General features: G+C 62.9%; 23 protein-coding genes and 1 riboswitch. Of the genes, 6 read left to right on the forward strand and 17 right to left on the reverse strand.

The window, feature by feature from the left end:
- Nucleotides 1-71 precede the first annotated feature (71 nt).
- The 8 genes from FHX14_RS11960 to FHX14_RS11995 form a co-directional block, all read right to left on the reverse strand.
- Entirely contained in the window at nt 72-272 is a 201-nt protein-coding gene (locus tag FHX14_RS11960) for a hypothetical protein (protein ID WP_003594021.1), read from the reverse strand.
- A gap of 106 nt (nt 273-378) precedes the next feature.
- Entirely contained in the window at nt 379-741 is a 363-nt protein-coding gene (locus FHX14_RS11965) for a hypothetical protein (protein ID WP_054184766.1), read from the reverse strand.
- 55 nt (nt 742-796) lie between these two features.
- On the reverse strand, nt 797-1,777 hold the full coding sequence (cbiB, locus tag FHX14_RS11970; RefSeq protein WP_184377220.1) for an adenosylcobinamide-phosphate synthase CbiB: 981 nt from the start codon (nt 1,775-1,777) through the stop codon (nt 797-799).
- Complete coding sequence (gene cobD / locus FHX14_RS11975; protein ID WP_184377221.1) at nt 1,774-2,817, reverse strand: threonine-phosphate decarboxylase CobD; 1,044 nt, start codon at nt 2,815-2,817, stop codon at nt 1,774-1,776. The genes cbiB and cobD overlap by 4 nt, the downstream gene beginning before the upstream one ends.
- Nucleotides 2,814-4,121, reverse strand: coding sequence for a cobyrinate a,c-diamide synthase (locus FHX14_RS11980; protein ID WP_184377222.1), 1,308 nt, complete (start codon nt 4,119-4,121; stop codon nt 2,814-2,816). Before FHX14_RS11980 ends, cobD begins: the two co-directional genes overlap by 4 nt.
- Nucleotides 4,118-4,957, reverse strand: a complete 840-nt coding sequence (gene cobA, locus FHX14_RS11985) for a uroporphyrinogen-III C-methyltransferase (protein ID WP_003594012.1) — start codon at nt 4,955-4,957, stop codon at nt 4,118-4,120. Before cobA ends, FHX14_RS11980 begins: the two co-directional genes overlap by 4 nt.
- A 190-nt stretch (nt 4,958-5,147) precedes the next feature.
- On the reverse strand, nt 5,148-6,098 hold the full coding sequence (locus tag FHX14_RS11990) for a nucleoside hydrolase (protein ID WP_184377223.1): 951 nt from the start codon (nt 6,096-6,098) through the stop codon (nt 5,148-5,150).
- Nucleotides 6,099-6,168: 70 nt separating this feature from the next.
- The gene (locus FHX14_RS11995; protein WP_184377224.1) at nt 6,169-6,588 is read right to left on the reverse strand and encodes a cobalamin biosynthesis protein; all 420 of its coding nucleotides are present in this window, start codon (nt 6,586-6,588) and stop codon (nt 6,169-6,171) included.
- Between the two features lie 148 nt (nt 6,589-6,736).
- Here FHX14_RS11995 and FHX14_RS12000 point away from each other — a divergent pair, with 148 nt between their 5' ends.
- The 3 genes from FHX14_RS12000 to FHX14_RS12010 all read left to right on the forward strand — a co-directional run bounded on the left by FHX14_RS12000 (nt 6,737) and on the right by FHX14_RS12010 (nt 8,791).
- Nucleotides 6,737-7,522, forward strand: a complete 786-nt coding sequence (locus FHX14_RS12000) for a TSUP family transporter (protein WP_184377225.1) — start codon at nt 6,737-6,739, stop codon at nt 7,520-7,522.
- Between the two features lie 109 nt (nt 7,523-7,631).
- Complete coding sequence (locus FHX14_RS12005) at nt 7,632-7,997, forward strand: nuclear transport factor 2 family protein (RefSeq protein ID WP_184377226.1); 366 nt, start codon at nt 7,632-7,634, stop codon at nt 7,995-7,997.
- Nucleotides 7,997-8,791 carry a helix-turn-helix transcriptional regulator gene (locus tag FHX14_RS12010; RefSeq protein ID WP_184377227.1) on the forward strand — a complete coding sequence of 265 codons (795 nt, stop codon included), beginning with the start codon at nt 7,997-7,999 and terminating at the stop codon, nt 8,789-8,791. The genes FHX14_RS12005 and FHX14_RS12010 overlap by 1 nt, the downstream gene beginning before the upstream one ends.
- A gap of 3 nt (nt 8,792-8,794) precedes the next feature.
- Here the strand turns inward: FHX14_RS12010 and cobO are convergent, their stop codons facing one another.
- Genes cobO through cobU form a run of 4 tightly spaced genes read right to left on the reverse strand, consistent with a single transcriptional unit; the run spans nt 8,795 to nt 15,155 of the window.
- Nucleotides 8,795-9,430 (reverse strand): cob(I)yrinic acid a,c-diamide adenosyltransferase, encoded by a 636-nt coding sequence (gene cobO, locus FHX14_RS12015; protein ID WP_184377228.1) that lies wholly within the window; start codon nt 9,428-9,430, stop codon nt 8,795-8,797.
- A complete protein-coding gene (gene cobN / locus FHX14_RS12020; RefSeq protein WP_184377229.1) occupies nt 9,427-13,572 on the reverse strand; it encodes a cobaltochelatase subunit CobN in 4,146 nt (1,381 codons plus the stop codon). Before cobN ends, cobO begins: the two co-directional genes overlap by 4 nt.
- Nucleotides 13,573-13,576: 4 nt before the next feature.
- Nucleotides 13,577-14,626, reverse strand: coding sequence for a cobalamin biosynthesis protein CobW (gene cobW / locus FHX14_RS12025; RefSeq protein WP_183690863.1), 1,050 nt, complete (start codon nt 14,624-14,626; stop codon nt 13,577-13,579).
- Nucleotides 14,627-14,630: 4 nt separating this feature from the next.
- The gene (gene cobU, locus FHX14_RS12030) at nt 14,631-15,155 is read right to left on the reverse strand and encodes a bifunctional adenosylcobinamide kinase/adenosylcobinamide-phosphate guanylyltransferase (protein ID WP_183690865.1); all 525 of its coding nucleotides are present in this window, start codon (nt 15,153-15,155) and stop codon (nt 14,631-14,633) included.
- 382 nt (nt 15,156-15,537) lie between these two features.
- A riboswitch (cobalamin riboswitch) is annotated at nt 15,538-15,934 on the reverse strand.
- Nucleotides 15,935-16,189: 255 nt separating this feature from the next.
- On the opposite strand from cobU, the gene FHX14_RS12035 reads away from it, so the two are divergent.
- The gene (locus FHX14_RS12035; protein WP_184377230.1) at nt 16,190-17,980 is read left to right on the forward strand and encodes a chloride channel protein; all 1,791 of its coding nucleotides are present in this window, start codon (nt 16,190-16,192) and stop codon (nt 17,978-17,980) included.
- Between the two features lie 6 nt (nt 17,981-17,986).
- On the opposite strand, the gene FHX14_RS12040 is transcribed toward FHX14_RS12035, so the two are convergent.
- The 3 genes from FHX14_RS12040 to FHX14_RS12050 all read right to left on the reverse strand — a co-directional run bounded on the left by FHX14_RS12040 (nt 17,987) and on the right by FHX14_RS12050 (nt 21,644).
- Complete coding sequence (locus tag FHX14_RS12040; RefSeq protein ID WP_184377268.1) at nt 17,987-19,075, reverse strand: adenylate/guanylate cyclase domain-containing protein; 1,089 nt, start codon at nt 19,073-19,075, stop codon at nt 17,987-17,989.
- A 260-nt stretch (nt 19,076-19,335) separates the two neighbouring features.
- Complete coding sequence (locus FHX14_RS12045) at nt 19,336-20,106, reverse strand: SDR family oxidoreductase (protein ID WP_184377231.1); 771 nt, start codon at nt 20,104-20,106, stop codon at nt 19,336-19,338.
- An 83-nt stretch (nt 20,107-20,189) separates the two neighbouring features.
- Entirely contained in the window at nt 20,190-21,644 is a 1,455-nt protein-coding gene (locus tag FHX14_RS12050) for a cobyric acid synthase (RefSeq protein WP_184377232.1), read from the reverse strand.
- Between the two features lie 732 nt (nt 21,645-22,376).
- Between FHX14_RS12050 and FHX14_RS12055 the strand changes: the two genes are divergently transcribed.
- Together FHX14_RS12055 and FHX14_RS12060 are read left to right on the forward strand one after the other, a co-directional pair.
- On the forward strand, nt 22,377-23,378 hold the full coding sequence (locus tag FHX14_RS12055) for a glycine betaine ABC transporter substrate-binding protein (protein ID WP_184377233.1): 1,002 nt from the start codon (nt 22,377-22,379) through the stop codon (nt 23,376-23,378).
- A 34-nt stretch (nt 23,379-23,412) separates the two neighbouring features.
- Complete coding sequence (locus FHX14_RS12060) at nt 23,413-23,763, forward strand: hypothetical protein (RefSeq protein ID WP_184377234.1); 351 nt, start codon at nt 23,413-23,415, stop codon at nt 23,761-23,763.
- A gap of 76 nt (nt 23,764-23,839) precedes the next feature.
- Here FHX14_RS12060 and FHX14_RS12065 read toward each other — a convergent pair whose 3' ends face one another.
- On the reverse strand, nt 23,840-23,995 hold the full coding sequence (locus FHX14_RS12065) for a hypothetical protein (protein WP_003540537.1): 156 nt from the start codon (nt 23,993-23,995) through the stop codon (nt 23,840-23,842).
- A 99-nt stretch (nt 23,996-24,094) separates the two neighbouring features.
- A complete protein-coding gene (locus tag FHX14_RS12070) occupies nt 24,095-25,036 on the reverse strand; it encodes a LysR family transcriptional regulator (RefSeq protein WP_184377235.1) in 942 nt (313 codons plus the stop codon).
- Between the last annotated feature and the right edge of the window lie 25 nt (nt 25,037-25,061).

Genomic DNA, 25,061 nt, shown 5'->3' on the forward strand with positions numbered 1-25,061 from the left:
AATACTTTCTATATTGCTTTAATCCGAATGGTAATCACAATTTTAACACGTTCAAGCCGTGAACGACTCACCTACTGGAGCTTGCGCCCGGCCGCAGGCCGGCTGACGCGCTGATAGGCCTTGTTCATCTTCTCGCGGATAGAGGCCATCGTGCCGAGATTGTGACCGCAGGCGGCACAGGTAATGATATCGGTCTCCCGGATTTCGGGCCGCTCGAACTTCATCTTCGTGCTCTTGCACTTCGGGCACGGTAATTCAACCTGAACTGTCATCGCTCTGCTTCCGGTCTGATGAGATATGAGGCGCATCGCATAAACCTTTGCGGCGCAGCTGTCCACCGGGCATTGGAGCCGCGCTCCGCGCTGCTGTTCGTATCGATCAACGTGACGTGTTCGGATATTCTCCGGCAATTGGCGGACTTGCCCACGGGCCAACATCGTAACCTGAATTTATGATATCAAGCTGCCGCTGCAGGACATCTTCCAATCCCCAATTCAAAGATTGGTATTGGGCGATCACGCCGTGCTCAAACCAGTTCGAAGCATTAAATCCATGTTCGAACTGGTTATAATATATGACAGTCGAGCCAATCAGCGCGACGGTCCAGCAGGAGCCGTAACCCCGCAATTGCCATTGCTCAGGCGGGCGTTTGATCGCTTCCCACAGATATCGCTGTTTGAACGACATACGCGTCCAGCTCTCATTAATCTCGTCCCATAGCTGTTCTTCTGAAAAAGACATATGAAGCCTCATGCGTTGGTGGCCTGCTCACCGCGAATGCTTTGCGTGATACCCCTTACAGAAAGCACAAAAACAACCCAAACGTCAGACCAGTGAGCACCATGCAGCTGGCATAGAACACCGACACGCCGTCCTCAATGTCGCCGGCGGTGGCAATGTCGCGGCCGGCATTGTTGATCATCGGCTCCGTCACGATCACACCGCCATAGATGCGCGGGCCGGCGAGCTGGACGTTGAGAGCGCCGGCCATGGCCGCCTCGGGCCTGCCGGAATTCGGCGATCGGTGCAGACCGCCGTCCCGCATCGCCACGCGGATCGCCTCGCGGCAGGGGCTTATGCCGCGCCGGATCCAGGCCCCGGCGGCGATCAGCAGGATGGAAAGCCGCGCGGCCGGCCAGTTGACGATATCGTCGAGCCGGGCCGCAGCCCAACCGAAATCGATGTATTTTTCCGATCTGTGGCCGATCATCGAATCGGCCGTGTTCAGCATCTTGTAGGCAAGCAGACCCGGCAGGCCGAAGACGGCATAGCAGAGAGCCGGCGCCACGACGCCGTCGGAGAAATTTTCCGCAAGGCTTTCGATCGCCGCGCGGCAGACGGCCGGCTCGTCGAGCGTTTCGGGATCGCGGCCGACGATGCGGGAGACGGCGTTCCGGCCGCCGGCAAGCCCTTCGCCGCGCAAGGCGGTGGCAACCGCCGCAACATGATCGGCAAGGCTCTTCTGCGCCAGGAAGATCGCCACCAGACCGGCTTCCAGCACGAGGCCGACAAGGCCGAAGAGCGCGAAGAACCGGTCGAACACGAAGCCAGCGGCAATCGACAGCAGCAGCAGCGCCAGGATCGCGGCGACGCCGTTCATACGGCGCTGGGAGCCGGTAAGGCTTGAAGGATTGAGCTGCTGGTCGGCATAGGAGATCGCCGCGCCGAAGATGACGACGGGATGCGGCACGCGTGACCACAGCCATTGCGGATCGCCGGCGATCCGGTCGAGCAGCAACGCCAGAAGCAGCACAAGAAGGTTTTCGTCGATCGTCATCGCTCAAATCCCTGAAGGGCTTCGCCAAGCCACCTGTCCGCCGCCGGATCGGGCGTCAAGCCGAACCGCAGCCAATCCGGCGCATAATCGAACTTGCGGACGAGAATATGATGCCGGCAAAGATGCGTGTAAATGTCGCTCGCCCTGCTATCGGCGGCAAGGGTGAACAAAGCCGTTCCTCCCCTGATCCGCAACCCAGCCGAGGTCAGCGTCGCCTGCAGCGCGGCGCTGCGTGTATCGACGGAGTGGCGGATCGCGGAGACGTCGGAGCGCAGCAGCGAGGCGGCCAGCGACAGCGCCGGGCCTGAGACCGCCCAAGGGCCAAGCCAGGCCTCGAAACCCGCCAGAATATCCTCGCGCGCGATCGCAAAACCGAGCCGCAGGCCGGCAAGCCCAAAGAACTTGCCGAAGGACCGGAAGATGATCAGGTTGGAGAGATTTTGCGCGTGGGCTGCGAGGCTCAGCGCCGGCTCGGTATCACCGAAGGCCTCGTCGACGACGAGAAGCCCGCCTGCCGCCTTCATCCTGTCGTGCAGGGCAATCAGCGTTTCGGCCGGCCAGACCCTGCCGTCCGGATTGTTCGGATTGACGACGACGGCCAGCCTGTGTTCACCGCCGATCGCATCAATATCGTCGACCGCGTCGACGGCAAAACCGACCGAAGTGAAGGCGCGCGCATATTCGCCATACGTCGGCGACACCACGGCAATCCTATTGTCCGTCACGGCGACCTTCTCGTCCGTCGCGGCGACCTGACCTCCCTGTCGAAGCAGGCGCGGCAGAAGCTGGATCACCGATTGCGTCCCGGGCACCGGCAGCGGCAGGATCGCTCCGCTGCCATAATGATCGCGGGCCGCAAATCTTGCCTCGTCGACGAGATGCCTGTCCGGCAGACGGTGCCAGGCCCTTGCCGGAATGTCAGGCAGGGCGACGGGACAGGGGTTGATGCCGGTGGAAAGGTCGAGCCAATCTTCCGGCCTGCCGCCGAACGCAGCGGCTGCAGCGGTGATGCCGCCGCCATGGGCGATCGGCGCGCTCATGCGGCCGCTCTCGCAAGATCGATCAGATGCATGTAGGAGCCCGCCACCTGGCCGCGTCTCAGCCCGACAGCACCGAGATCGGTTCCGAGTGCGTCCTGCGCTGCAAACAGCCGCTTTCCCTCGCCCTCGGAGACAACGGTGGAATAGTGGAATTCATGCGCCGTCATCGTCCGCGCGAAGAAGGCGCCGTCGAGCGGCGTGACACGGCGATAGCCGAGATGGCGCCGGCGCTCGGCATAGCTGGTGACAACAGGCAGCAGCCCGAGCATTTCGTGGCGCTTGCCCTCTGCATCGATCAGCCCGTCGCCGAGCACCATGTAGCCGCCGCACTCGCCATAGATCCTGATGCCGCGCGCCGCCGCATCGAGCATGCCGGCGCGAAAATTCTGCGCTTGGGACAGCCGCCCGGCATGCAGCTCGGGATAACCGCCCGGCAGATAGATCGCATCGGCGTTGGCGGCCGGCACCTCGTCGGCAAGCGGCGAGAAGAAGGAAATATCAGCCCCGCGCCGCCGCCAGCCGAGCAGCATATGCTCGTAGGAAAAGGCAAAGGCGACATCGCGCGCCACGGCGATGCGGGCGCCGATCGGCATCAGCCGGTCGATATTGGCGGCAGACGGCCGGTTGAGCCCCTGCCTTGCAATGCGCAGCAGGAATTCGAAATTGCATTCCTCGGAAACGGCGTCCGCAGCATGGTCGATGAAATTTTCAAGCGTCGCATGTTCACCGGCCTGGACGAGGCCGAGATGGCGCTCCGGCAGGGCAAGTGCCTTGTCGCTGCCGATCACGGCAATAACAGGCATGCGGATCGCTTCGAGCGCCTGGCGCAGCATCGCCTCATGCCGCTCGCTGCCGACCTTGTTGAGGATGACGCCGGCAACGCGGACATCGGCGCGGAAGCCGGCAAAACCTGATACCAGCGGCGCCACCGACTGCGACATGCGCGAGGCGTCGACGACCAGCACCACGGAAAGGCCGAGCTGGGCGGCAAGATCGGCCGCGGTTCCCTTTCCGTCGGCCGCTCCGTCGAAGAGCCCCATCATCGCCTCGATGACCAAAATGCGGTCGCCGAAGCGGTGAAGGGCTGAATTGGCCGAGATCAGTTCCGGGCGCATCGCCCAGGGATCGAAATTCAGGCAGGGCGTGCCGCTTGCCGCCGCATGGAAAGCGGGATCGATGTAATCCGGCCCGGCCTTGCCGGGTGCCACCGCAACGCCGCGCCGACGCAGCGCCCTCAGCAGCCCGAGCGTCACCGTCGTCTTGCCGGCGCCGGAGGAAGGGGCTGCGATCAGGAGGCCGCTCATATCAGCACCTTGCCGGACCGGCGAAATGGATCGGGTTGCAGGCGCCGGCCCGCCAGTGCGCCGAGCCAGTCGAGCGAGGCTCTGAGCCGCACTACCTCGCCGACGACGACGACCGCCGGCGGCTCGAGCCCGGAGGCGGCGACCGTCTCGGGCGCGTCGCCAAGCGTCGTTTCCAGCACCTGCTGCCGGCCGGTGGCGGCATTGCAGACGAAGGCGACGGGTTCGGAGGGCAGCCGGCCGGCGGCGATCAACCGGGTGCTGATCTCGGCAATATGTTTCATCGCCATATACATGACGATGACAGGGGAACCCCGGCCGATCGCCTCCCAGTTGATCCTGTCGGGCACGATACCGGAGGAATCATGGCCGGTGAGGAAGGTGACGGCATGGTTGATGTCGCGATGTGTCACCGGAATGCCGGCATAGGCAAGCCCACCGATGCCGGCGGTAATGCCGGGCACGATGCGGAAGGGGATGTTGTGCTCGACCAGCGTCAGCGCTTCCTCGCCGCCACGGCCGAAGACGAAGGGGTCGCCGCCTTTCAGCCGCAGCACCCGCTTGCCGGCCCGCGCCAGCTCCACCAGCCGCAGCGAGATGTCGCGCTGTTTCGCCGAAGGCTTGCCGCCGCGTTTTCCCGCAAATTCCACCACCGCTTCCTGCCGCGCCAGCGCCAGGCATTCCTCGTTGACGAGCGCGTCGTGCACGATGACATCAGCCTCGGAAAGTCCCTTGGCAGCCAGCAGCGTCAACAACCCGGGATCACCGGGGCCGGCCCCGACGAGCCAGACGCTGCCCGGCTCCAGCGCCGGAAGATGAGAGAGTTGGCTATTCAACATTTTGTTGATCTAGGCCCAGCAAGGAGCAAGGTCAACGCCGTGCGCCCCGCCTCACTTGAAGTTGCTGAGATGACCGTGACTCACTTTGCGACGAGGCGGATTCGAATTCTCCGAAAACCCGAATAACAATATGAATATATTATCATATAGTCGCAAAGGCCGGCCGCGGTGCAGCCGGCCTCCCAGTCGATCAAGCGCGAAGCAGCGCCTCGCGGATAAGGTCGATGACTTTCTCCGACTCGATGCCGGTGCAGACGATCTGCCTCGGCAGGCCATCCCAGTCGCCCGGCGGGAAACGGCGACCGTCCGGCTTGACGACCGTCTGGCCGTCGGCAATGCCGCCGCAGACGACGCGCACCGCACCCGATATCGTCGAGAACAGTTCCGGCGCCACGACATAGACCGCGGCGCAGCTGTCATGCACCATCATGCCGTCTTCGACCGCATGCTTGTAGAAATCGATGTAGGACTGCGACAGTGCGTCGAGCAGCTTTACCGCCCCGTCGCCCTTCGCCGCCATCTCGCCGAGATAGCTGCGACTCATCGTGGTGATCGAGGTGACGTCGAGGCCGATGACGGCGACCTTCCAGGGTGCGGTCATGACAATGTCGGCCGCCTCTGGATCGCCGTGGATATTGGCCTCTGCGACCGGCGAGACATTGCCCGGCACATAGAAATTACCGCCCATGATGACGACGTCCTTGACCAGGCCCGCAATCTCCGGGTCTTCCTTCAGCGCCCGCGCCAGATTGGTCATCCGCCCGACAGCGACGAGGCGCACTTCCCCTGGGTTGGCACGGACCGTATCGATGATGAAGCGATGCGCCGGGCGCGGATCGAGCGGCAGGTCGATCATCTCCGGCACTTCGATATCGCCGAGACCGTTGTCGCCATGCACCATCGCCGGCCATTCCCGCTCGGCGCGCGAGGGATCGATGGTGACGCTGGCGCCCTTGGCAACCGGCGCTGCGATACCCCATTCCCGCTTGAGGAAAAGCGCATTGCGGGTTGTCGTCTCAACCGAGGCATTGCCGAAAACGGTGGTGATACCAATCAGATCGATTTCGGGATGGCGGTGCAGGAAAAGAAGCGCCATGGCATCGTCGACGCCCGGGTCCGTGTCATAAATGACCTTGTGCATGGAGTATCCTTTTATATGTAAACCGCGAGCTGCCGGACGGCGCCGCGAATTGCCGCCACCATAACGCCCGTCAGTCTTTCTGCAACCCGATGCGGGCAATCGCCGCCGTCGCATGCGCGGATTTGATTTTGCTGAGCAAGAGCTCCGCATCCGGGCCAATGGCCGCAAGTGCCGCCGATTCCGCCACGCCGTGACAGCCGACGCGGGCAAAGACGATCTCGGAGGGATTTTTGAGCCGCGGCGTTTCCGCTTCCAGCCGCGGCGCATCGAAAAACAATGCCGGCACGGAAAAATGCTCGACAACGGCAAGGATTGCCGCCTCCTGCCTGCGGCTGTCGATGGAAGCGATGGCAGCAAGCTCCGCTCCGCCGATACCGGCCGCATCGAGGGCCGTGATCGCCAGCGCCAGAACCTCCGCAGAGGGCGTCCCGCGCTCGCAACCGAGCCCGAGCACGTGGCGTCGTGCCGTATCGAAGAAAATATCACTCATGGAAGCCGTCGAATGCGCTCTGCTGTGTCTCAGAAGATGATGCCGTCGGAAAACCGCTCCTGCTTGCCGGCATCATGCTCTGGCAGCCATTGCAGCTTGGGATGGGAAATGCAACAAAGCCACCCGAAAGCTCTTCCGGAATATCGTCTTGCCTGACATTGCTCCTCATCTGCTTCTGCTGCTCTGCGCGGCTGCCTTCTTTGCCGGTTTCGTCGATTCGATCGCCGGCGGCGGCGGTCTCATCAGCGTTCCCGCCATGCTGATTGCCGGCATTCCGCCGCTGCAGACGCTCGGCACCAACAAGGTGCAGTCGATCTTCGGCGCCGCCTCGGCAACGCTCGCTTATGCCCGCAAGGGCCACGTGCAGCTTCGCGAGCAATTGCCGATGGCGCTGATGGCGGTCATGGGCGGGGCGCTCGGCGCCGCTCTTGCCACGATCGTGCCCGGACAAGTGCTGCAGGCGATCATGCCGGTGTTGTTGCTGTCGATCGCGATCTTCTTTGCCGTCAAGCCGAACCTCAATGACGTCGATACCCATCGCCGGATCACGCCCTTCGCCTTCGGTCTGACACTCGTCCCGGCTATCGGCCTCTATGACGGTGTCTTCGGCCCCGGCACCGGTTCCTTCTTCATGCTCGCCTTCGTCACCCTCGCCGGCTTCGGCGTACTGAAGGCAACGGCGCACACCAAGCTTCTCAATCTCGGCTCGAATTTCGGCGCGCTGATCGTCTTCGCAAGTTTCGGCGCAATATTATGGAAGATCGGCCTGTTGATGGGCGTCTGCCAATTCCTCGGCGCGCAGCTCGGCTCCCGGCTTGCCATGCGCATCGGCGCAAAGCTCATCAAGCCGCTGCTCGTCATCGTCTGCGTCGCCCTTGCGATCAAACTGCTCGCCGATCCGGCAAATCCACTGCGGGTCTGGCTCGGCGTTTAGCCTAAATATTTGACCGCCTCCATTACCTCTGACGTAATTGATAGGCCGCATCGCCTTGCCCCATGATCGCGCTGCCTGGAATGGACGGGCGATCAAAAGGAGATGACCGATGAACGATGCAAACAGCAATGCCGAGCGCTACCTCGCCGTCTGGAACGAGACTGATGCGGCTCGCCGCCGCGCTCTCATCGCCGAGAGCTGGGCGGAAGCCGCAACCTACATCGACCCGCTGATGCGCGGTGAAGGCCACGAGCAGATCAATTCGCTGGTGGAGGCCGTGCAGAACCGCTTCCCCGGTTTCCGTTTCGAACTGATCGGCACGGCTGACGGCTATGGCGACAATCTGCGTTTCTCCTGGGGTCTCGGGCCTGACAATGGCGAAGCACTGATCAAGGGCACGGATTTTGCCGAACTCGAAGACGGCAAACTGAAATTCGTCCGCGGCTTCATCGATCAATTGCCGGAAGCCGCCTGATGACGCCGAACGCCCGCTCTCTTGGAGATCATCTGCGCGACTGGCGCCAGCGCCGGCGGATGAGCCAGCTGGACCTGGCGCTGGAAGCCGAAATCTCGCAGCGGCACTTGAGCTTCATTGAGAGCGGGCGCGCGACGCCCAGCCGCGACATGCTGCTGCATCTTGCCGAACGCCTCGGCGTGCCGCTCCGCGACCGGAACCCGCTGTTGCTCGCAGCGGGTTTCGCCCCCGTCTTTACCGAGCGCGCACTCGACGATCCCGCCTTGGAACCGGCGCGCCGCGCCATCGACATGGTGTTGAAAGCTCATCAGCCTTTCCCGGCGCTCGCGATCGACCGCCACTGGACGCTGGTTGCCGCCAATGCGGCGCTGGCGCCGCTCATCTCGGGCATTGCCGATCCGTCCCTGCTCGAACCGCCGGTCAATGTGCTGCGCCTCAGCCTGCACCCGCAAGGACTGGCGCCCCGCATCGCAAACTTCCCGGAATGGCGCGCCCACCTTATCGACCGGCTGCGCCGGCAAGTATCGGCCTCGGGCGATCCGGTATTGGAGAGGCTGCTGAAAGAACTGCTGTCCTATCCGGTGCCAGAAGCGGCGAACGACGCGCATACCGACCACGCCGGCATCGCCGTTCCGCTGAAGCTTTCGACCAAGGCCGGCCTGCTATCCCTGATCTCGACGACCACGGTCTTCGGCACGCCCGTCGACATCACTCTGTCGGAACTGGCCGTGGAATCCTTCTTCCCGGCGGATAAGGAAACGGCCGCGATCCTGCGCACCCTTTCCCTCAATTGATGCCTAGAATTCTACCCCCGGCTGCCCCTTGATGCCGGAGCGGAAGGGATGTTTGACGAGCTCCATCTCGGTCACCAGATCGGCGATCTCGATCAGTTCTTCCCTGGCGTTGCGTCCCGTCAGCACGACATGGGTCATGGCGGGCTTCTCGGTCTTCAGGAATTCCACCACCTCGTTGATATCGAGATAGTCGTAGCGCAGCGCGATGTTGATCTCGTCGAGCAGCACCATGGAATTGCGTTCGTCGCGGATCAGCTCCTTGGCCTTCTCCCAGGCCGCCGAGGCGGCGGCAACGTCGCGGGCTCGGTCCTGCGTTTCCCAGGTGAACCCCTCACCCATGGTGTGGAACTGGCAGAGATCGGAGAAATGCTTCTCGATCAGATCCCGCTCGCCGGTCCACATCGCGCCCTTGATGAACTGCACGACGGCCGAGGGTTTACCATGGGCGATGTGGCGGAAGATCATGCCGAAGGCGGCGGATGATTTGCCCTTGCCCTTGCCGGTATGGACGATGATCAGCCCCTTGCCGTCGGTCTTGGTCGCCATGATCTTGTCGCGCGCGGCCTTCTTCTTCGCCATCTTCTCGGCGTGGCGCGCATCGTCCTTGCCCGTTTCGTTGTCCAGGATTTCGTCGCTCATCGGTTCACCTCATTCTGTTGGATGGCCAGGTTGAACCGGGCCGAATTGCTGCGCGGCGTCCAAAGGCTGCGGTCGATCGCCTCGCGCAGCCGCGCCGCCATCTCGTCGAATGCCGCCGGGTTCTTTTCCACCATGAAGCTACGCACGGCCGGATCGGTGACGAAAGCCTGGTAGACCGCCTCAAAATGATGCGCGCCGACCGCACCCGTCGTCGCCGCGAAAGCAAAGAGATAATCGACGGTGGCGGCGATCTCGGCCGCACCCTTGTAGCCGTGGCGCATGACGCCCGATATCCATTTCGGGTTGACGACGCGCCCGCGCACGACGCGGCCGATCTCTTCCTCCAGCGAACGGATCACCGGCCGTTCCGGCCTCGAATGATCATTATGATAGATCGAGGGGCGCGCGCCGCTGAGCGCCTCGGCCGCCGCCGCCATACCGCCCTCGAACTGGTAATAGTCGTCGCTGTCGAGCAGATCGTGCTCGCGATTGTCCTGGTTCTGAACGACGGCCTGCACCGAGCGCAGCCGCTCTTCGAACAGGCCGCGTTCGGCCTTGCCCTCCTCGCCGGCTCCATAGGCATAGCTGCCCCAGACGAGATAGGCCTCGGCGAGATCGGCGCGCCGCTCCCAGCCCTTTTCGTCGATCAACGCCTGCAATCCGGCGCCGTAAGCGCCGGGCTTCGAACCGAAGACACGGTAACCCGCCCGGCGTTTCGCCGCGGCGACGTCGAGACCGGCGGCCGCAAGCCTTGCCGCCTCGCCGCACATGCGCGCTGCGATCGGATTGTCGGCCTCGTCCTCGTCAAGCGCGCCGACGGCGCGAACCGCCTTGTCGAACAGGGCGATCTGCTCGGGAAAAGCGTCGCGGAAGAAGCCGGAGATGCGGAGTGTCACGTCGACACGCGGCCGCCCAAGCATGGCTTGCGGTATGATCTCATAGCCGGTGACGCGGCGCGAACTCATATCCCAGAGCGGCTTGACACCGATCAGCGCCAGCGCCTGGGCGATATCGTCGCCACCGGTGCGCATATTCGACGTTCCCCATGCCGTCAGCCCAAGGGAAACCGGCCATTCGCCGTGATCCTGCACATAGCGGCGCACCAGCAGTTCGGCGGATTTCTTGCCGAGTTCGTAAGCGGCCGGCGTCGGCACCGCGCGGCTGTCGACCGAATAAAAATTGCGGCCCGTCGGCAGTACATCGGGCCGCCCGCGGGTCGGCGCACCCGACGGGCCGGGTGCGACGAAGCGGCCGTCGAGGCCGGCAAGCAGGCCGGATATTTCCGCCGGGCCGCAGGCAAGGATCGAAGGCTTGAGACGGGTCTCGATCTCGAAGAGCACCGCCTGCGTCGCCGTCCATTCCGCGGGGCAGGCGATCTCGCCGGAGACTAGCTTGGCCGCCAGCAATTCGATGCGCTCGACGGTGTCGCCGTTGGTGCGCCAGGGTGCATCGAGAACGTCGGCGAGTATTGCGGGACGCGTTCCGGTCCACGGGGCGGCCATGTCGCAGTCGAGGGGGTCGAACGTGGAATTACCCCCCTCTGTCCTGCCGGACATCTCCCCCACAAGGGGGGAGATCGGCAAGGAGTAAGACAATCGCTCTATATCGATTGTTTGGGGAGGCCGGTGCTCCGATTCAATCTCCCCCCTTGTGGGGGAGATGTCCGGCAGGACAGAGGGGGGTGCCCCAGGCACATTGCCTACCCCCGCATCCTCAGCAATCGCCCGCTGCAAACTCGCATCCCCGCCCTCACCCAGCCCGCGCGGCACCCGCGCCAGCGCCACGGACAAATCCGTCAGCAACCGCCCCTCCGGCGACACGCCGAACACATGCAGCCCATCCCGGATCTGCATTTCCTTGAGGTCGCAGAGATAGGCGTCGAGTTTCTTCAGCGCGTCGCCTTCGCTTTCGCCGCTCTTTATGCCGGCATCCCGGTCGAGGCCGATATCGGTCACGAGATCGAGGATCTGCCGGCTGAGCAGGCGGATGCGGCGGGGATCACCGCCGGAGGCCTCGTAATATTCGTCGACCAGCGCTTCCAGATCCTTGAGCGGCCCGTAGCTCTCGGCTCGCGTCAAAGGCGGCGTCAGATGATCGATGATGACGGCTGCAGTCCGGCGCTTGGCCTGCGTGCCCTCGCCCGGATCGTTGACGATGAAGGGATAGAGATGCGGTAGCGGCCCGAGGATCGCCTCGGGATAACACTCTTCCGATAGCGCCAGCGCCTTGCCCGGCAGCCATTCGAGATTGCCGTGTTTGCCCATATGAATGACGGCATCGGCGCCGAACTCGCGCCGCAGGAAAGCATAGAAGGCAAGATAACCGTGCGGCGGCACGAGATCCGGCGAATGATAGCTCTCCTTCGGATCGATATTATAACCGCGCGCCGGCTGAATGCCGACGAGAACGCTGCCGAAGCGGGCGAAAGGCAGGGCGAAGACGCCGTCGAGAAAATACGGATCGTTCTCGGGATCGCCCCAGCGGGCCCTCACCTCATCCTGAATCTTATTGGGAAGAGTATCCAGGAAGCCGTTGTAGAGACTCAGGGAAAGGGTCTCGCGAATGACCCTGCCGTCATGCCCTGAATTGGTCGGCCCTTGCATCAGATGCCGGATCAGCGCGTCGCCATCGGCCGGAACATCGGCGAGCGGATAACCCGCTGCCGCCATCGCCCGCAGCACCTCGATGCTGCCGGCCGGCGTATCCAGGCCGACCCCGTTGCCGAGCCGGCCGTCGCGGTTCGGATAATTCGCCATCACGAGCGCGATGCGGCGGTCGCGTGCCGGAGTGGCGCGTAGCCGCGCCCAGTTGGCGGCGAGTTCCGCCGCATAGCGCACCCGGCCGGCATCCGGCTCGCTGGCGACGATGTTGGTCTCGACGGCAGCATCGTAACGCGCCGCCGTCTTGAAGGAGACCGCCCGCGCCAGCACCCGGCCGTCGACTTCGGGCAGCGCCACGTTCATGCCGAGATCGCGTGCCGACAGGCCTTGCGACGAAGTTGCCCACGCCTCCCGCGACGAGGCCGACAGGATCGCCTGCAGTACCACCGCCCCGTTCGCCTCCAGCACCGTCGGCTGCCGATCCGCACCCGGCGCCGAGACCGCAAAGCCCGTCGTGTTGATGACGACATCGGGTTTCAGCGCCGAAAACACGCTTTCGAGAATGCCTGTGGAAACCGGGTCCTTGAGGCTATAGGCAAAGACCGGCAACGGCCGGAGGCCCTGAGCTTGCAAGGCGTCGATCAAGGCCTCGATCGGCTTGATCTCGCCGCTCTGCACGAGGGCGCGGTAGAAGCTGATGGCGACGATGGGGGAAATCTTAGGTTCGAATCCCGCCTCTTCCGTTGCGCTCGGGGTACCCCCCTCTGTCCTGCCGGACATCTGCCCCACAAGGGGGGAGATCGGGGATGCGAGGCTTCGCTCCATCTCTTCGGCCGAGCGCGCGGCATCCTCATAAGTTTGTTTCGTTGGAAGCCCAAGCGACTTGCCGATCTCCCCCCTTGTGGGGGAGATGTCCGGCAGGACAGAGGGGGGTATCGCGGCCTCAGCTGACGACGGCGCGGTCACCTGCCGCCACTCCTCGACCCCGATCAGCCCCCGCCCCGGCCACCAGATGCCGGCTTTCATCAACGGTACTGCCGGCGCCGGCTTTTCCGCACCCGACAGCATCACCCCGGCATAATCGAGAAAGGCGCGCGCATTGGCATCGCCGCCCTCGATCAGATAGGCCCAGAGTGCATCGAGATCATCGGCTGCGATGTTCGAGAAGGGTACCAGCCCTGCATCCGGCCTGGCGTCACCCGGCAGCACCGCAATCTGCGCGCCGGCGCGGGAGGCTGCCGCATGCAGCGCCTCCAGCGCGTAGCGGAAATAGCTGGCACCGCCGAGCGCACGGACGATGATGAGCTTGGCGTGCCGCGCCGTGCGCTCGACATAGGTATCGACCGACATCGGATGCTTGAGGCTCATCAGGCTGGCGAGCCGCAGCGAATGCGGCCCACCGCAGGCGCGATGGGCGGCCGCGATCGCCGCGAGCTCGCTGTCGGCGGCCGACAGGAACAGGATATCGCCCGGCGTCTGACCGAGATCGATTGCCTCTTCGCCGTCGCTGATCGTTCCCTGCTGGGCCAGAAGCAGATGCATGGGCTTACGCCAGCGCCTCGATTGCCGCCTTCACCGCACCCTGATCCATCTCATGCAGGCCGATGACGACGAGGCGCGTACCGCGCTTTTCCCCAGGCGCCCAGGCTCGATCGAAATAGTGGTCGATACGGCTGCCGACGGCCTGGAGCTGCAGGCGCATCGGCTTGCCCGAAACATCGACGAAGCCCTTGAGGCGCAGCACGTCATGGGCTGATATGATGCTCTTCAGCGCCTCGACGAAGCCGGCCGGATCGGCAACGGGGCCGAGCTCAACGACGAAGCTGTCGAATTCGTCATGATCGTGCGGCGTGCCGTCCTCATGCTCCAACTCGTGATGGGACTTGCGGTTGGCGATATCGTCCTCCGTGCCGATGCCGAGGCCGAGCAGAATGCCGGCCGGCACCTCGCCGTTTTTCGCCTCGATCATCACCGGCTTGCGCAGGGTGCGGGAGGCGACCTCGTCGCGCACCCGGCCGAGGCCGGCCACGTCGATCAGGTCGGTCTTGTTGAGCACGATGAGATCGGCGCAGGTGAGCTGGTCCTCGAACAGTTCCTCGATGGGGCTCTCGTGATCGAGCGATTGATCCTCGCTGCGCGCCGCCTCGACGGCATCGTGGTCGTCGGCGAACCGGCCGGCGGCGACAGCCGCGCTGTCGACGACCGTGATGACGCCGTCGACGGTCACCTGGGTGCGAATGTCAGGCCAGTTGAAGGCGGCGACCAGCGGCTGCGGCAGAGCGAGGCCCGAGGTTTCGATGACGATATGGTCGGGCCGCTGCTCACGCTCCAAGAGCTTTGTCATCGTCGGAATGAAATCGTCGGCGACGGTGCAGCAGATGCAGCCATTGGTCAGCTCGATGATATCGTCCTCGCTGCAGTTCTCCGCGCCGCAGCCCTTCAGCACCTCGCCGTCGACACCGAGATCGCCGAATTCATTGATGATCAGCGCGATCTTTTTACCGCCTGCATTGGTCAGCAGGTTGCGGATCATCGTCGTCTTGCCGGCGCCGAGAAAGCCGGTGATGACGGTTGCGGGAATCTTCTGCTGGTTCATGGACTTAACCCTTCATTTTCAGCGGCAGGCCTGCCGCGATAAAATAGACTTCGGCGGCCTTTGCCGCGATCATCTGGTGGAGCCGGCCGGCATGATCGCGAAAATCCCGCGCCATCCGATTGTCCGGTACGATGCCGAGGCCGACCTCGTTGGAAACGAAAACGAGCCGCGCCTTTGCCCGCGGCAAATAATCGGCGAGCGCCAAAAATTCCCCGGCCATGTCGCGCTCCGCCATCATCAGATTGGTGACCCAGAGCGTCAGGCAATCGATCAGCACGACGCGGTCCTCGCCGTCGATGGCGGCGAGCTTGCCGACGAGATCGAGCGGCTCCTCATGCGTCGTCCATGACGGGCCGCGATCGGCCCTGTGTTGGGCAATGCGCGCCTGCATCTCCTCGTCCCAGGCCCGCCCGGTCGCGAGATAGTGGCGGTTGAGGCCGCTTGAAACCACGAGGGATTCGGCAAAGCGGGATTTGCCGGAGCGTGCGCCGCCGAGGATGAAGACTGTAGTGATCGGGCCAACCGTCATGTGAGCGCCGCCCTTTGGCAGGATAGGGCCCGCCGTGCCGCCCCCCTCATCCGACCCTTCGGGCCACCTTCTCCCCGCTGGGGAGAAGAGGGAGCAAGCTTTTGTCTTTGACCGTCTCTCTGATCGCAGTGGCAGGAGAGGGACCGAGGCGTCGCCACGTACCTCTTCTCCCCATCGGGGAGAAGGTGGCGGCAGCCGGATGAGGGGGTGAGCGACGATAGAAGCGAATGCGCATAGCGCAAGCGAAGGACAATAAATTGCGAGCCGTATGGCCCCCTCGTCCAACCCGTTGCGCCATTGACCGCACCAAGCCATGCCGAATTCAATCGTTCAGCCAAAACAACCTCCGTGCTGGCAGCGGGTCTCTTGCCCAGGGTTGGGCTTTTCGCCCGGCACGAATGGCAGGTCTCCTGGCTCGCGGTTGTCGGCCGCGATCGGGGCGGACCGGAAACCGGTCGCCCCTGATCGTGCCAGCGGATCTGCCTCGCCTTCCCGGCTGCATCGGTGAAAAGGTGGACGATTCGTAGAAATGGAGGCGTCCGACCCCGGTTGATCACCATGCATGTCCAGTGGCTTTTCCGGCATGTCGCCCGTCCCGCCTGCCTGCACGATTGCAAGCTGCCAGCCGGAAGAGCTCGATGCCGGATGGAAGACCCTCACCGCTCTACAGTCGCGGGGTCGGCTGTGATGAAGGCGCCCGGTGTGGGTCCGCCCCGTCACATTCCCTTTTCATCCGGAAGGCGTAACGCCGATCCGGAACCATCCGTTAGTATCCGAGGATGGTCAGATGACCATCCGTTGAGGGATGGTTAGGCAAGCTCAAGAGTGAAGTCAACCGGCCTTGGCGGTCGGCCATCGGCGGCAAGGCAGGCACGCTCACTGAAACACGACTTACTCGACCAGGAATATCGTCATTTATCAGAGGCTTACGTCATAAATATTTGACCTACGCGCCGGCTTTTCGCCGCAATTGCACTGCAAGCGGACTGCGCCATCGCCCTTGACCGGGCCTCTTCCTGCCTAGTTGTCTTGCCATGCTTATGAAATTGGATCGGCGCCGGTTCCGAGCGCTGTGTGTTTTCTTCGATCCGGGGCGGCTGCGGGCGCTGACCCGCCGTAGCGAAGTCGGGCTGTCTCTGGCGGGCGCTGCCGTCGGCATTGCTTCCGGTCTTGCCGTGACCGGCATGAGCTTCGTCTCCAATGAACTGCATCAGCTGATCTTCGGTATCGCCGACAGCGAAAGGCTGAGCTCGTCGGTGATCGACGACAAGCTGCTGCTGCTCACCGCCCCGGTCATCGGCGGCATCCTGCTCGGCCTGTTGCTCTTCATTTTGGCCAAACGCCGCAAGAAGCCGATGGTCGACCCGATCGAGGCCAATGCGCTGCATGGCGGCCGCCTGTCCTTGACCGACAGCATCATCGTCGCCGTGCAGAACCTGATCTCCAACGGTTTCGGCGCCTCGGTCGGCCTGGAGGCCGGCTATACCCAACTTGCCGCCGGCCTCGCCTCGAAACTCGGCCTGAAGCTGCAGCTTCGCCGTTCGGATCTTCGCGTCCTCGTCGGCTGCGGCGCAGCCGGCGCCATCGCCGCCGCCTTCAACGCGCCGCTGACCGGCGCCTTCTATGCCTTCGAACTGATCATCGGCACCTATACGATCGTCTCGCTGACCCCTGTGGTCGTCTCGGCCCTCGTTTCCACCCTGATCGCAAGGCTGCTCACCCATGGCGATTTCACCATCGATATCGGCGGCTTCGGTGCGGTCGTGCCGGCCGACTATATCCCGGCGCTGCTGCTCGGCGCGGTCTCGGCCGGCGTCGGCATCCTGATCATGCAGGGCGTCGCCTTCGTCGAGGAACTGGCCCGCAAGAGCGCGATCGCCCCGCCCTTCCGCCCGGCGCTCGGCGGCATCATCGTCGGGCTGCTGGCGATGATCTCGCCGCAGGTGCTTTCGGCCGGCCACGGTGCATTGCATCTGAACCTTTCCCGCGACGTCGCCATCCCGGCGCTGATCGGCCTCTTCCTGTTGAAATCCTTGGCTTCGGCGATCTCGATCGGCTCGGGCTTCAGGGGCGGCCTGTTCTTCGCCTCACTGTTCATGGGCGCCCTGCTCGGCAAGCTCTTTGCCTATTGCGGTCCCTATTTTGCCGATGCGACGCTGACGCCCGTCATTTATGCCGTGGTCGGCATGAGTTCGCTTGCCGTCGCCGTCATCGGCGGGCCGCTGACGATGACGTTCCTGGCACTCGAAATCACCGGCGACTTCCCGATCACAGCGCTGGTGCTTGCCGCCGTCATCACCTCCTCGCTCGTCGTGCGCTCGACCTTCGGATACTCCTTCGCCACATGGCGCTTCCATCTGCGCGGCGAAAGCATCCGCAGCGCCCATGACGTCGGCTGGATCCGCAACTTGACGGTGGACAAGCTGATGCGCGCCGACGTCAAGACGGCAAGGGCGGGCATCTCGCTGGAGGAATTCAAGAAGGCCTTCCCGATCGGCTCGACCCAGCGCGTTATCCTCGTCGAGGAGAGCGACAAATATGCCGGCCTCGTGCTGGTGCCGGAGATCTACGCCAACCCGACCGACGCGCAGGACGAGGGCAAGACGCTCGCCGATTTCATCCATTATCGCAACGATTTCCTGCAGCCGCAGATGAATGCCCGGCAGGCGGCGGCGATCTTCGACAAGAGCGAAAGCGAAGCACTCGCCGTCGTCAACAACCTGATCGAACGCAAGGTGATCGGCCAGCTCAGCGAAAGTTATACGCTGCGCCGCTACAGCGAAGAACTTGACCGCCGCCGCCGCGAGGTCTCCGGCGAAATCTGAAGGGCGCTATGACGCTGCGCCGGCCAGCCGGAAGACGTCGGCCTTCTTCGACACGCCCCGCAATTCGAACGATCCGAGATACTCGCAGGGGACGGCTGACGTCGCCGCGAAGCTCTCTGACAGCAGCAGGTCCTGCTCGAGCATTCCGCAGAGCTTTTCCAGCCGCGAGGCTTCGTTGACCGCCCTGCCGATCACCGTGAAGTCGAGCCTGTCGTGGGCGCCGACGTTTCCGTAGAAAACTTCGCCGAGATGCAGCACGACATCGATGCCGATATCGGGGCCTCCGTTGCGCGTCCGCTCGCGATTGAGCTCTTCGTTGGCCTTCAGCAGATTCTGCGCCGAAGCCAACGCCGCTCTGCAGGCTTTTTGCGGATCCTCGGCCTCGGTCGGAAAGATCGCCAGCACGCTGTCGCCCATGAATTTGAGGATCTCGCCGGAATTTTCCTCGACATGCCGACCGATCAGCTCGAAATGCTCATTGAGAAACCCGACGATCTCCGCGGGCTGATAGACCTCGGTCAAAGCCGTGAAATTGCGAAGGTCGGCCAGCAGGATGGCGGCATCGATGGAACCGCCCATTCCCCTGCGGGTTTCGCCGGCAAGGATGCGCGCGCTCGTCCTGGCGCCGGTATAGACCGCGAGGATGTCGCTCGCCGTCTTCGACACCGCCACGCGGTAAGCTGCCAGTCCGAGTGCCGGGAATAGCTCTGCGACGACCGCCAGTTGATCATCGGAAAATCCGCCCGGTGCATCGCTCGTCAGCGAGAAACCGAGCCCGCGCAGCGCGACTTCCTTCGGGAATTCGAAAAGGCTGATCACGTGATCCGTGCCCCCGGAAAGCGCGAATTCGTTAAGCTCGGTATAATGGAGACCCTCGCCGCTTGCCAAATTCCATCGTCCCGTTCTTTCGCCGCGGCTCAAAAGGTAAAAGATCGGCGTCTTCTCGAAGTCACGCTCCGTCGCACTACCGTGCTCGGCATTTTCAAGGACGGTCTCACCGCCCCGCGTGAAATTGGCCGCGACGCCGCGATACATGGGATGCAGCGACGGCATTCTGATACTCGCCCGCCAGATCGGAAACCCGTCCGCAATCAGCCGTTCGCACAGGCCGGCAACGAGGTCGCCGATATGATCGCTGGTGATTCCCTGCTCTATAATCCATTGAATATGATCGCTAATTTTCGAACCTCCACATGAGCCGGCGCAACCTTATGACGGCAAATCGGGCAAATGGGCGGCGATGCCGAACCGGCTGACGCCCTCTTAATTGATAGTCGCGCCAAGCCGATATTTCCAGCCGTCATCAACGGCAAGTCTTTTCATACGAAGCCGACACAACGCCGGCGGGTATCTCCTCACATCCGGACCGTCATGCCGCCGTCGACAGTCAATACATGGCCGTTGACGAAGGAGGCGGCGCCGCTTGCAAGAAACAGCGCCGCGCCGGCGATCTCGTCCGGGCGTCCCCAGCGTTGGACCGGGATGCGCTGGCGCACGAAGGGCATCAATTCCTCATTCGCGGCCATTGCCGCGTTCGTCTCCGTGGCGAACCAGCCGGGTGCAATCGCGTTGCTGGTGATGCCGTAAGGGCCGAATTCGACCGCCATACCGCGCATCAGTCCGGTCAGGCCCTGCTTGGCAGCCGGATAGACGCAGTCGCCGGGCATGACGACATGACCGCTGATCGAGGTCACTGCGATCAGGCGACCATAATTGCGCCGCTTCATCAGCACTGCGGCATCGCGCGAAAGCATCATCGCCGCGGCCAGATCGGTCCGCAGCAGTTCGATGATGCCATCATCGTCGAATTCGGTCAGCAGCCGCCTGTCGCGGGCGCCGACATTGTTGATCAGAATATCGAGACGGCCGTGGACCTTTTCGATATCGGCCATCACAGCACGCTGAGCCTCGCGGTCGGCGATGTCGAACACGGCAGCCTCCGCCGAGCCGCCCGCCGCACGCAGCGTCCTTACGGCCTCCTCCAGCGTCGCCGCTGTGCGTCCGGTGACGATGACATGCGCGCCGGCCTCGGCAAGCACCCGCACCATCTCGAAGCCCAGACCGCGGCCGCCGCCGGTCACGAGCGCCACCTGACCCGCCAATGAAAATCTATCCGATATGCTCATGGTTTCATCACTCTCAACCGGTCTCGCCGCGAGAATTAATGGACTCAGTCAACTAATTTGGCAAGAGTACAAAGAGGGGCAGCCTAACCGAGCAGCCCGGCCAACCAGCGCGGATCGAGGTAACGCTCGAGTTCTCCGGCGATCTCATCAAGCGCCTGCTCGACACTCTCACGATAGTTCCGCCGCTCGCCCGAAAGACCGAAGCTTTGAAGCAGCCGGGTGCGATAGGCGTCGCTGCCGAAGAGCCCGTGCAGGTAGGTGCCCATGATTCGGCCGTCGGCGGAAATCGCGCCGTCGGGCACGCCATCGACGATTGCCGAAGGCCGGTCGCAATCCGGGCCGCTCGTCACGCCGAGGTGGATCTGGTAGCCGGCAAGCGGCACGTCGTATTCGGTCGAGCGGGCATGGCTGTTGCGCACGGTTTTTTCAGGCGCCATTTCGGTCTCGACGTCGAGAAGTGCCAGCCCCGGCGCCTCGAGCGTCCCGCCCTCGAGACCGAGCGGATCGTGCACCGTGCGGCCGAGCATCTGGTAGCCGCCGCAAATGCCGATCACCCGGCCGCCGCGTCTGACATGCATATGGAGATCGCGGTCCCAGCCTTCAGCCCTGAAATCGGCGAGATCCGATATCGTCGATTTCGAGCCGGGAAGAATGACGAGGCTCGCATCGGCAGGCAGCCGTTCGCCTGATCGCACGAAGACCAGTTCGACGTCCGGCTCTGCCCGCAGCGGGTCGAGATCGTCGAAATTGGCGATGCGCGATAGCACCGGCACGGCGATCTTCAGCGCGCCCGCCCTGCCCTTCGCCAGCCGTTCGAGCACGACTGAATCTTCGGCCGGCAGGCGCGCCGCACCCGGCAGCCACGGCACCACGCCGAAACACGGCCAGCCGGTAAAGCCTTCGATGGCGCGGATGCCGTCGTCGAACAGCGAGATGTCGCCGCGAAACTTGTTGATGATATAGCCGGCGATCATCGCCCGGTCGCCGCCATCGAGGATCGCATGCGTGCCGACCAGCGAGGCGATGACACCGCCGCGGTCGATATCGCCGACGAGCACGACAGGCACGCCGGCCCGGGTCGCAAAACCCATATTGGCGATATCGCCGGCCCTCAGATTGATTTCGGCCGGCGATCCGGCGCCCTCGACGATGACGAGATCGGCGCCTGCAGCGGCTTTTTCGAAGCTTTCGAGCACGGCGCCGAGCAGTTGTGGCTTCAGCCGCTGATAGTCGCGCCCCTTCGCTTGGCCGAACACCCTGCCCTGCACGATGATCTGGCTACCGTTTTCCGATTGCGGCTTGAGCAGCACCGGGTTCATGTGCACCGAGGACGGCGTGCGTGCAGCCAACGATTGCAGCCACTGCGCCCGGCCGATCTCGCCGCCGTCATCGGCAACTGCCGCATTGTTCGACATGTTCTGCGGCTTGAACGGTCGGACGGCAAGCCCGCGATTGGCCGCCAGCCGGCAAAGACCCGCGACCAGCACCGTCTTGCCGACATCCGAGCCGGTTCCCTGCAGCATGATCGCTCTTGCCATGGTGGCCGCCTTTCGCTGAGGCGAGGCCTACAATGGGCGACGACACCGGGTCAAGGCGTGCCCCCGGTCAAGACTTGCTCTGAGTCAGGACTTGACCCTGCTCAAGCGCCCCGCAGAAACGCGAAAACCGCGCATGGCCTTGGCTCTGCGCGGTTTGCCGAAAACTCAGGCGTCTTCGCCCCTACACGGCGAAGCTCGCTTTCTCCGGTACGCACTACCTGAACCGGAGAAGCGGCGGTCATTGCCGCCACGACCCAACTGATAACGGCACATTCTTACCGGAGAGTTATTGAAGCCTTACGCAAATGTTAATTTTGATCTTTTTTGACTTTCTCGCCGAAATTTCTGCCGAAGATCCGCCGGTAATCGCCAAGAGCGTGCAAACCGCTTAAAGGCGCTATTTTCGGGATATTGAGATAAATTCATCGAATTCAATCATTTAGTACCGCAACCATCAGCAGAAGACGGTTGATTTCTGCGAGCGAACGCGTAGGCTTCCCAAAAACGCCATTTTCGAGCCATGACCTGCGACAAGCTGCCGGAGCCGCAAGGACGAAGGCGCCGATGAACAGGAAAACCTCTGTCGCGGGATCGCCCGCGAGGCATTTCTTTTCGGGCGCCGGAGAAACTTGTCGCTGATTTCCGACCCCGGCTGCGCATCCGTAGATTCAAGTATCCCAGCATCCTTAGCGCGTCTGAAAAGACGCAGCGCTGTAAAGAAGAATTCGGGGAATGACGATGAAGACGTTTCTGATTCCAGCCGTCTTTGCCGCGGCTCTTTCTATCGTTGCGCCGGCCGAAGCCGCAGAGTGCGGCAAGGTTTCGATCGCCGAGATGAAATGGGCCTCGGCCGGTATTGCGGCGAATTTCGACAAGATCATCCTGGAAAAGGGCTATGGCTGCTCGGTCACCATCGTCGACGGCGACACGCTGCCGACCTTCGCCTCGATGAACGAGAAAGGCACTCCGGATATCGCCTCTGAATATTGGATCAATTCCGTCAGGGCCTTGCTCGATCAGGCCGTCAACGCCGGACGGCTGGTGCAGGGAGCCGAGATCCTGGCCGACGGTGCGGTCGAGGGCTGGTGGATCCCGAAATTCATCGCCGACGCCAATCCCGACATCCGGTCGGTCGAAGATGCGCTGAAACATCCCGAACTCTTCCCCGCCGAGGACGATGCGTCGAAGGGCGCAGTCTACAATTGTCCCGCCGACTGGAGCTGCCAGATATCGACCACCAACCTGTTCAAGGCGCTTACCGCGGACAAGAAGGGCTTCGAACTCGTCGAAACCGGCAGCCCCGAACGGCTCGATGCCTCGATTGCCCGTGCCTTCGAAAACAAGGTCGGCTGGCTCGGTTATTATTGGGCGCCGACGGCCGTCCTCGGCAAATACGACATGACGCGGCTGAGCTTCGGCGTCGGCCACAACAAGACCGAGTGGGACCGCTGCACGGCGGTTGCCGGCTGCATGAGGCCGGAACTCAATTCCTACCCGGTCTCGCGCGCCTTCACCTTGATGACCAGGTCTTTTGCCAGCCGCTCCGGACCCGTCACCACCTATCTCAAAACCCGCAAATGGGACAATCAAACGATCAATCAGGTTCTCGCCTGGCAAGACGAAGACCATGAAAGCAACGAGGATGCCGCGATCCATTTCCTTCGCAATTACGAGGGTCTGTGGATGAAATGGGTTCCGGCCGATGTAGCCGAAAAGGTCAAGGCGAGCTTATAACGTCAGGATACGATCAACGACCGGACGATTCGACATGAATGGCAACGTTCCCTTTCCCGACCGCGATACCGTTGCGGAAAAGCTCGCCGCGCTGTCGGAGACGGACAAATCATATCTGACGCTGCTCATGGAAAATGTCGCTCAGGACGATAACCTGCTTGACGGCCTGCGCCGCCATCTCGATCTCGCCGCCGGTTCGCGTTTCCTGAACTCGCTGAGGCTCGAAAATCTCGGCCGGTGGCTCGGAGCTCAAGCGCCGGACCGGCTGCAGATCCGGCTGATGGAAACCGCCCGCTCCAGCCAGCATCCGGCCTACCAAGCCTTCCGGACCGGTCTTGACCGATCCGGCGGCCTGGAAAAGGCTTATCCCCCGGTCAACCCTTGATCCGGCGCGGTCAACACGTGATCCGGCTCCCGGTTAAGACTTGATCCGGCGTTCTCCGTAGGAATCTGAACGGCCGTTACTTCTTTGCAGCGCGATCAACCGAGCGGCCGGCGTCCTGCGTGGCGTTCACGGTGTTTGCCGTATCTTTTCCTATGCCGCGGATCGTGTTGCCGCAGGAGGAAAGTGCAAGAAGAACCATCAAGGCTGCGGCGATCTTGGCCGTTGTCGTCATTTCGAATATCCTTGTTTGAAATCAACCCCGAACGGGACTTATGCCGTTCGCGCCGATAACGCACAAGGGGACAAAAGGTTCAACGCCTGAAAGAGATTATCAGGCGGCAACCGCCTTCGCTCTCTCGGCAAAGGCGCCGCGAATGCTGTCGGCCACCGTCTCGATCGGCCCCGATACTTGCGAGGCGGTCAGCAGGCGGATATCGAAAGCGCCGAGTTCCGGCAGGCCTTCCTGCGGGCCGAGGATCGCCATGTCTTCATTGATATAGGATAGCGGCAGCGGCGCAATGGCCAGATCGGAGAGCACGGCGGCACGTTGCGCCATGGTGTGGCCGCTGAGATAGGCGACGCGATAGTGCCGTTTGTTGCGTTCGAGCTGGGAGAGCGCCTCCTGGCGCCAGATGCAGCCATCCTCCCAGATCGAGATCGGCAGGGGATCGCGGCGATGCGCCGAACCGCACCTGGCGCCGGCCCAGACCAGCCGCTCGCGGAACACCACCTCGCCACCTGTCGGGAACGGCCGCGTCGCACAGTTGATCAAGGCCAGGTCGAGCCGCTGCTCCTCCATGCGCTTTTTCAGCCCGATGCTCATGTCGATCGTCACGTCGACCATGATGCCGGGATAACTTTCAGCGAAACTCTTCAGGATGCTTGGCAGCAGCCGCTCGCCGATATCCTCCGGCGCGCCGAGTCTGACGACACCGCTGAGTTCCGGCATGATGAAGCGCGACACCGCCTCGTTCGACAGTGCCAGGATGTTGCGGGCATAAGACAGCAGCATCTCGCCGTGGCGCGTCAGCGATACCGAGCGGGCGTCGCGCAAAAACAGTGTTGCGCCCAGCTGTTCCTCGAGCTTCTTGATCTGCATCGACACTGCCGAGGGCGTGCGGAAGACCGCCTCTGCGGCGGTCGAAAAATTGCCTGTCTCGGCGATGGCGACGAAGGTACGCAGCACATCGTTGTCAAGCAAAGGAATGGGACGGCGAAAGGGAAGGCTCATCGTCGCATCTTTCAATTTTTCTGATCTATAACCCCATATCATTTTGTTTGATTGAATGTCAATCAAG

The sequence above is a fragment of the Rhizobium sp. BK619 genome (genome assembly GCF_014195245.1).
GTDB lineage: Bacteria > Pseudomonadota > Alphaproteobacteria > Rhizobiales > Rhizobiaceae > Rhizobium > Rhizobium acidisoli.

Coding starts and splice junctions, on each gene's coding strand:
- FHX14_RS11960 (WP_003594021.1), bottom strand. CDS start 272: ATGACAGTTCAGGTTGAATTACCGTGCCCGAAGTGCAAGAGCACGAAG.
- FHX14_RS11965 (WP_054184766.1), bottom strand. CDS start 741: ATGTCTTTTTCAGAAGAACAGCTATGGGACGAGATTAATGAGAGCTGG.
- cbiB (WP_184377220.1), bottom strand. CDS start 1,777: ATGACGATCGACGAAAACCTTCTTGTGCTGCTTCTGGCGTTGCTGCTC.
- cobD (WP_184377221.1), bottom strand. CDS start 2,817: ATGAGCGCGCCGATCGCCCATGGCGGCGGCATCACCGCTGCAGCCGCT.
- FHX14_RS11980 (WP_184377222.1), bottom strand. CDS start 4,121: ATGAGCGGCCTCCTGATCGCAGCCCCTTCCTCCGGCGCCGGCAAGACG.
- cobA (WP_003594012.1), bottom strand. CDS start 4,957: ATGTTGAATAGCCAACTCTCTCATCTTCCGGCGCTGGAGCCGGGCAGC.
- FHX14_RS11990 (WP_184377223.1), bottom strand. CDS start 6,098: ATGCACAAGGTCATTTATGACACGGACCCGGGCGTCGACGATGCCATG.
- FHX14_RS11995 (WP_184377224.1), bottom strand. CDS start 6,588: ATGAGTGATATTTTCTTCGATACGGCACGACGCCACGTGCTCGGGCTC.
- FHX14_RS12005 (WP_184377226.1), top strand. CDS start 7,632: ATGAACGATGCAAACAGCAATGCCGAGCGCTACCTCGCCGTCTGGAAC.
- FHX14_RS12010 (WP_184377227.1), top strand. CDS start 7,997: ATGACGCCGAACGCCCGCTCTCTTGGAGATCATCTGCGCGACTGGCGC.
- cobO (WP_184377228.1), bottom strand. CDS start 9,430: ATGAGCGACGAAATCCTGGACAACGAAACGGGCAAGGACGATGCGCGC.
- cobN (WP_184377229.1), bottom strand. CDS start 13,572: ATGCATCTGCTTCTGGCCCAGCAGGGAACGATCAGCGACGGCGAAGAG.
- cobW (WP_183690863.1), bottom strand. CDS start 14,626: ATGAACCAGCAGAAGATTCCCGCAACCGTCATCACCGGCTTTCTCGGC.
- cobU (WP_183690865.1), bottom strand. CDS start 15,155: ATGACGGTTGGCCCGATCACTACAGTCTTCATCCTCGGCGGCGCACGC.
- FHX14_RS12035 (WP_184377230.1), top strand. CDS start 16,190: ATGCTTATGAAATTGGATCGGCGCCGGTTCCGAGCGCTGTGTGTTTTC.
- FHX14_RS12045 (WP_184377231.1), bottom strand. CDS start 20,106: ATGAGCATATCGGATAGATTTTCATTGGCGGGTCAGGTGGCGCTCGTG.
- FHX14_RS12050 (WP_184377232.1), bottom strand. CDS start 21,644: ATGGCAAGAGCGATCATGCTGCAGGGAACCGGCTCGGATGTCGGCAAG.
- FHX14_RS12055 (WP_184377233.1), top strand. CDS start 22,377: ATGACGATGAAGACGTTTCTGATTCCAGCCGTCTTTGCCGCGGCTCTT.
- FHX14_RS12060 (WP_184377234.1), top strand. CDS start 23,413: ATGAATGGCAACGTTCCCTTTCCCGACCGCGATACCGTTGCGGAAAAG.
- FHX14_RS12065 (WP_003540537.1), bottom strand. CDS start 23,995: ATGACGACAACGGCCAAGATCGCCGCAGCCTTGATGGTTCTTCTTGCA.
- FHX14_RS12070 (WP_184377235.1), bottom strand. CDS start 25,036: ATGATATGGGGTTATAGATCAGAAAAATTGAAAGATGCGACGATGAGC.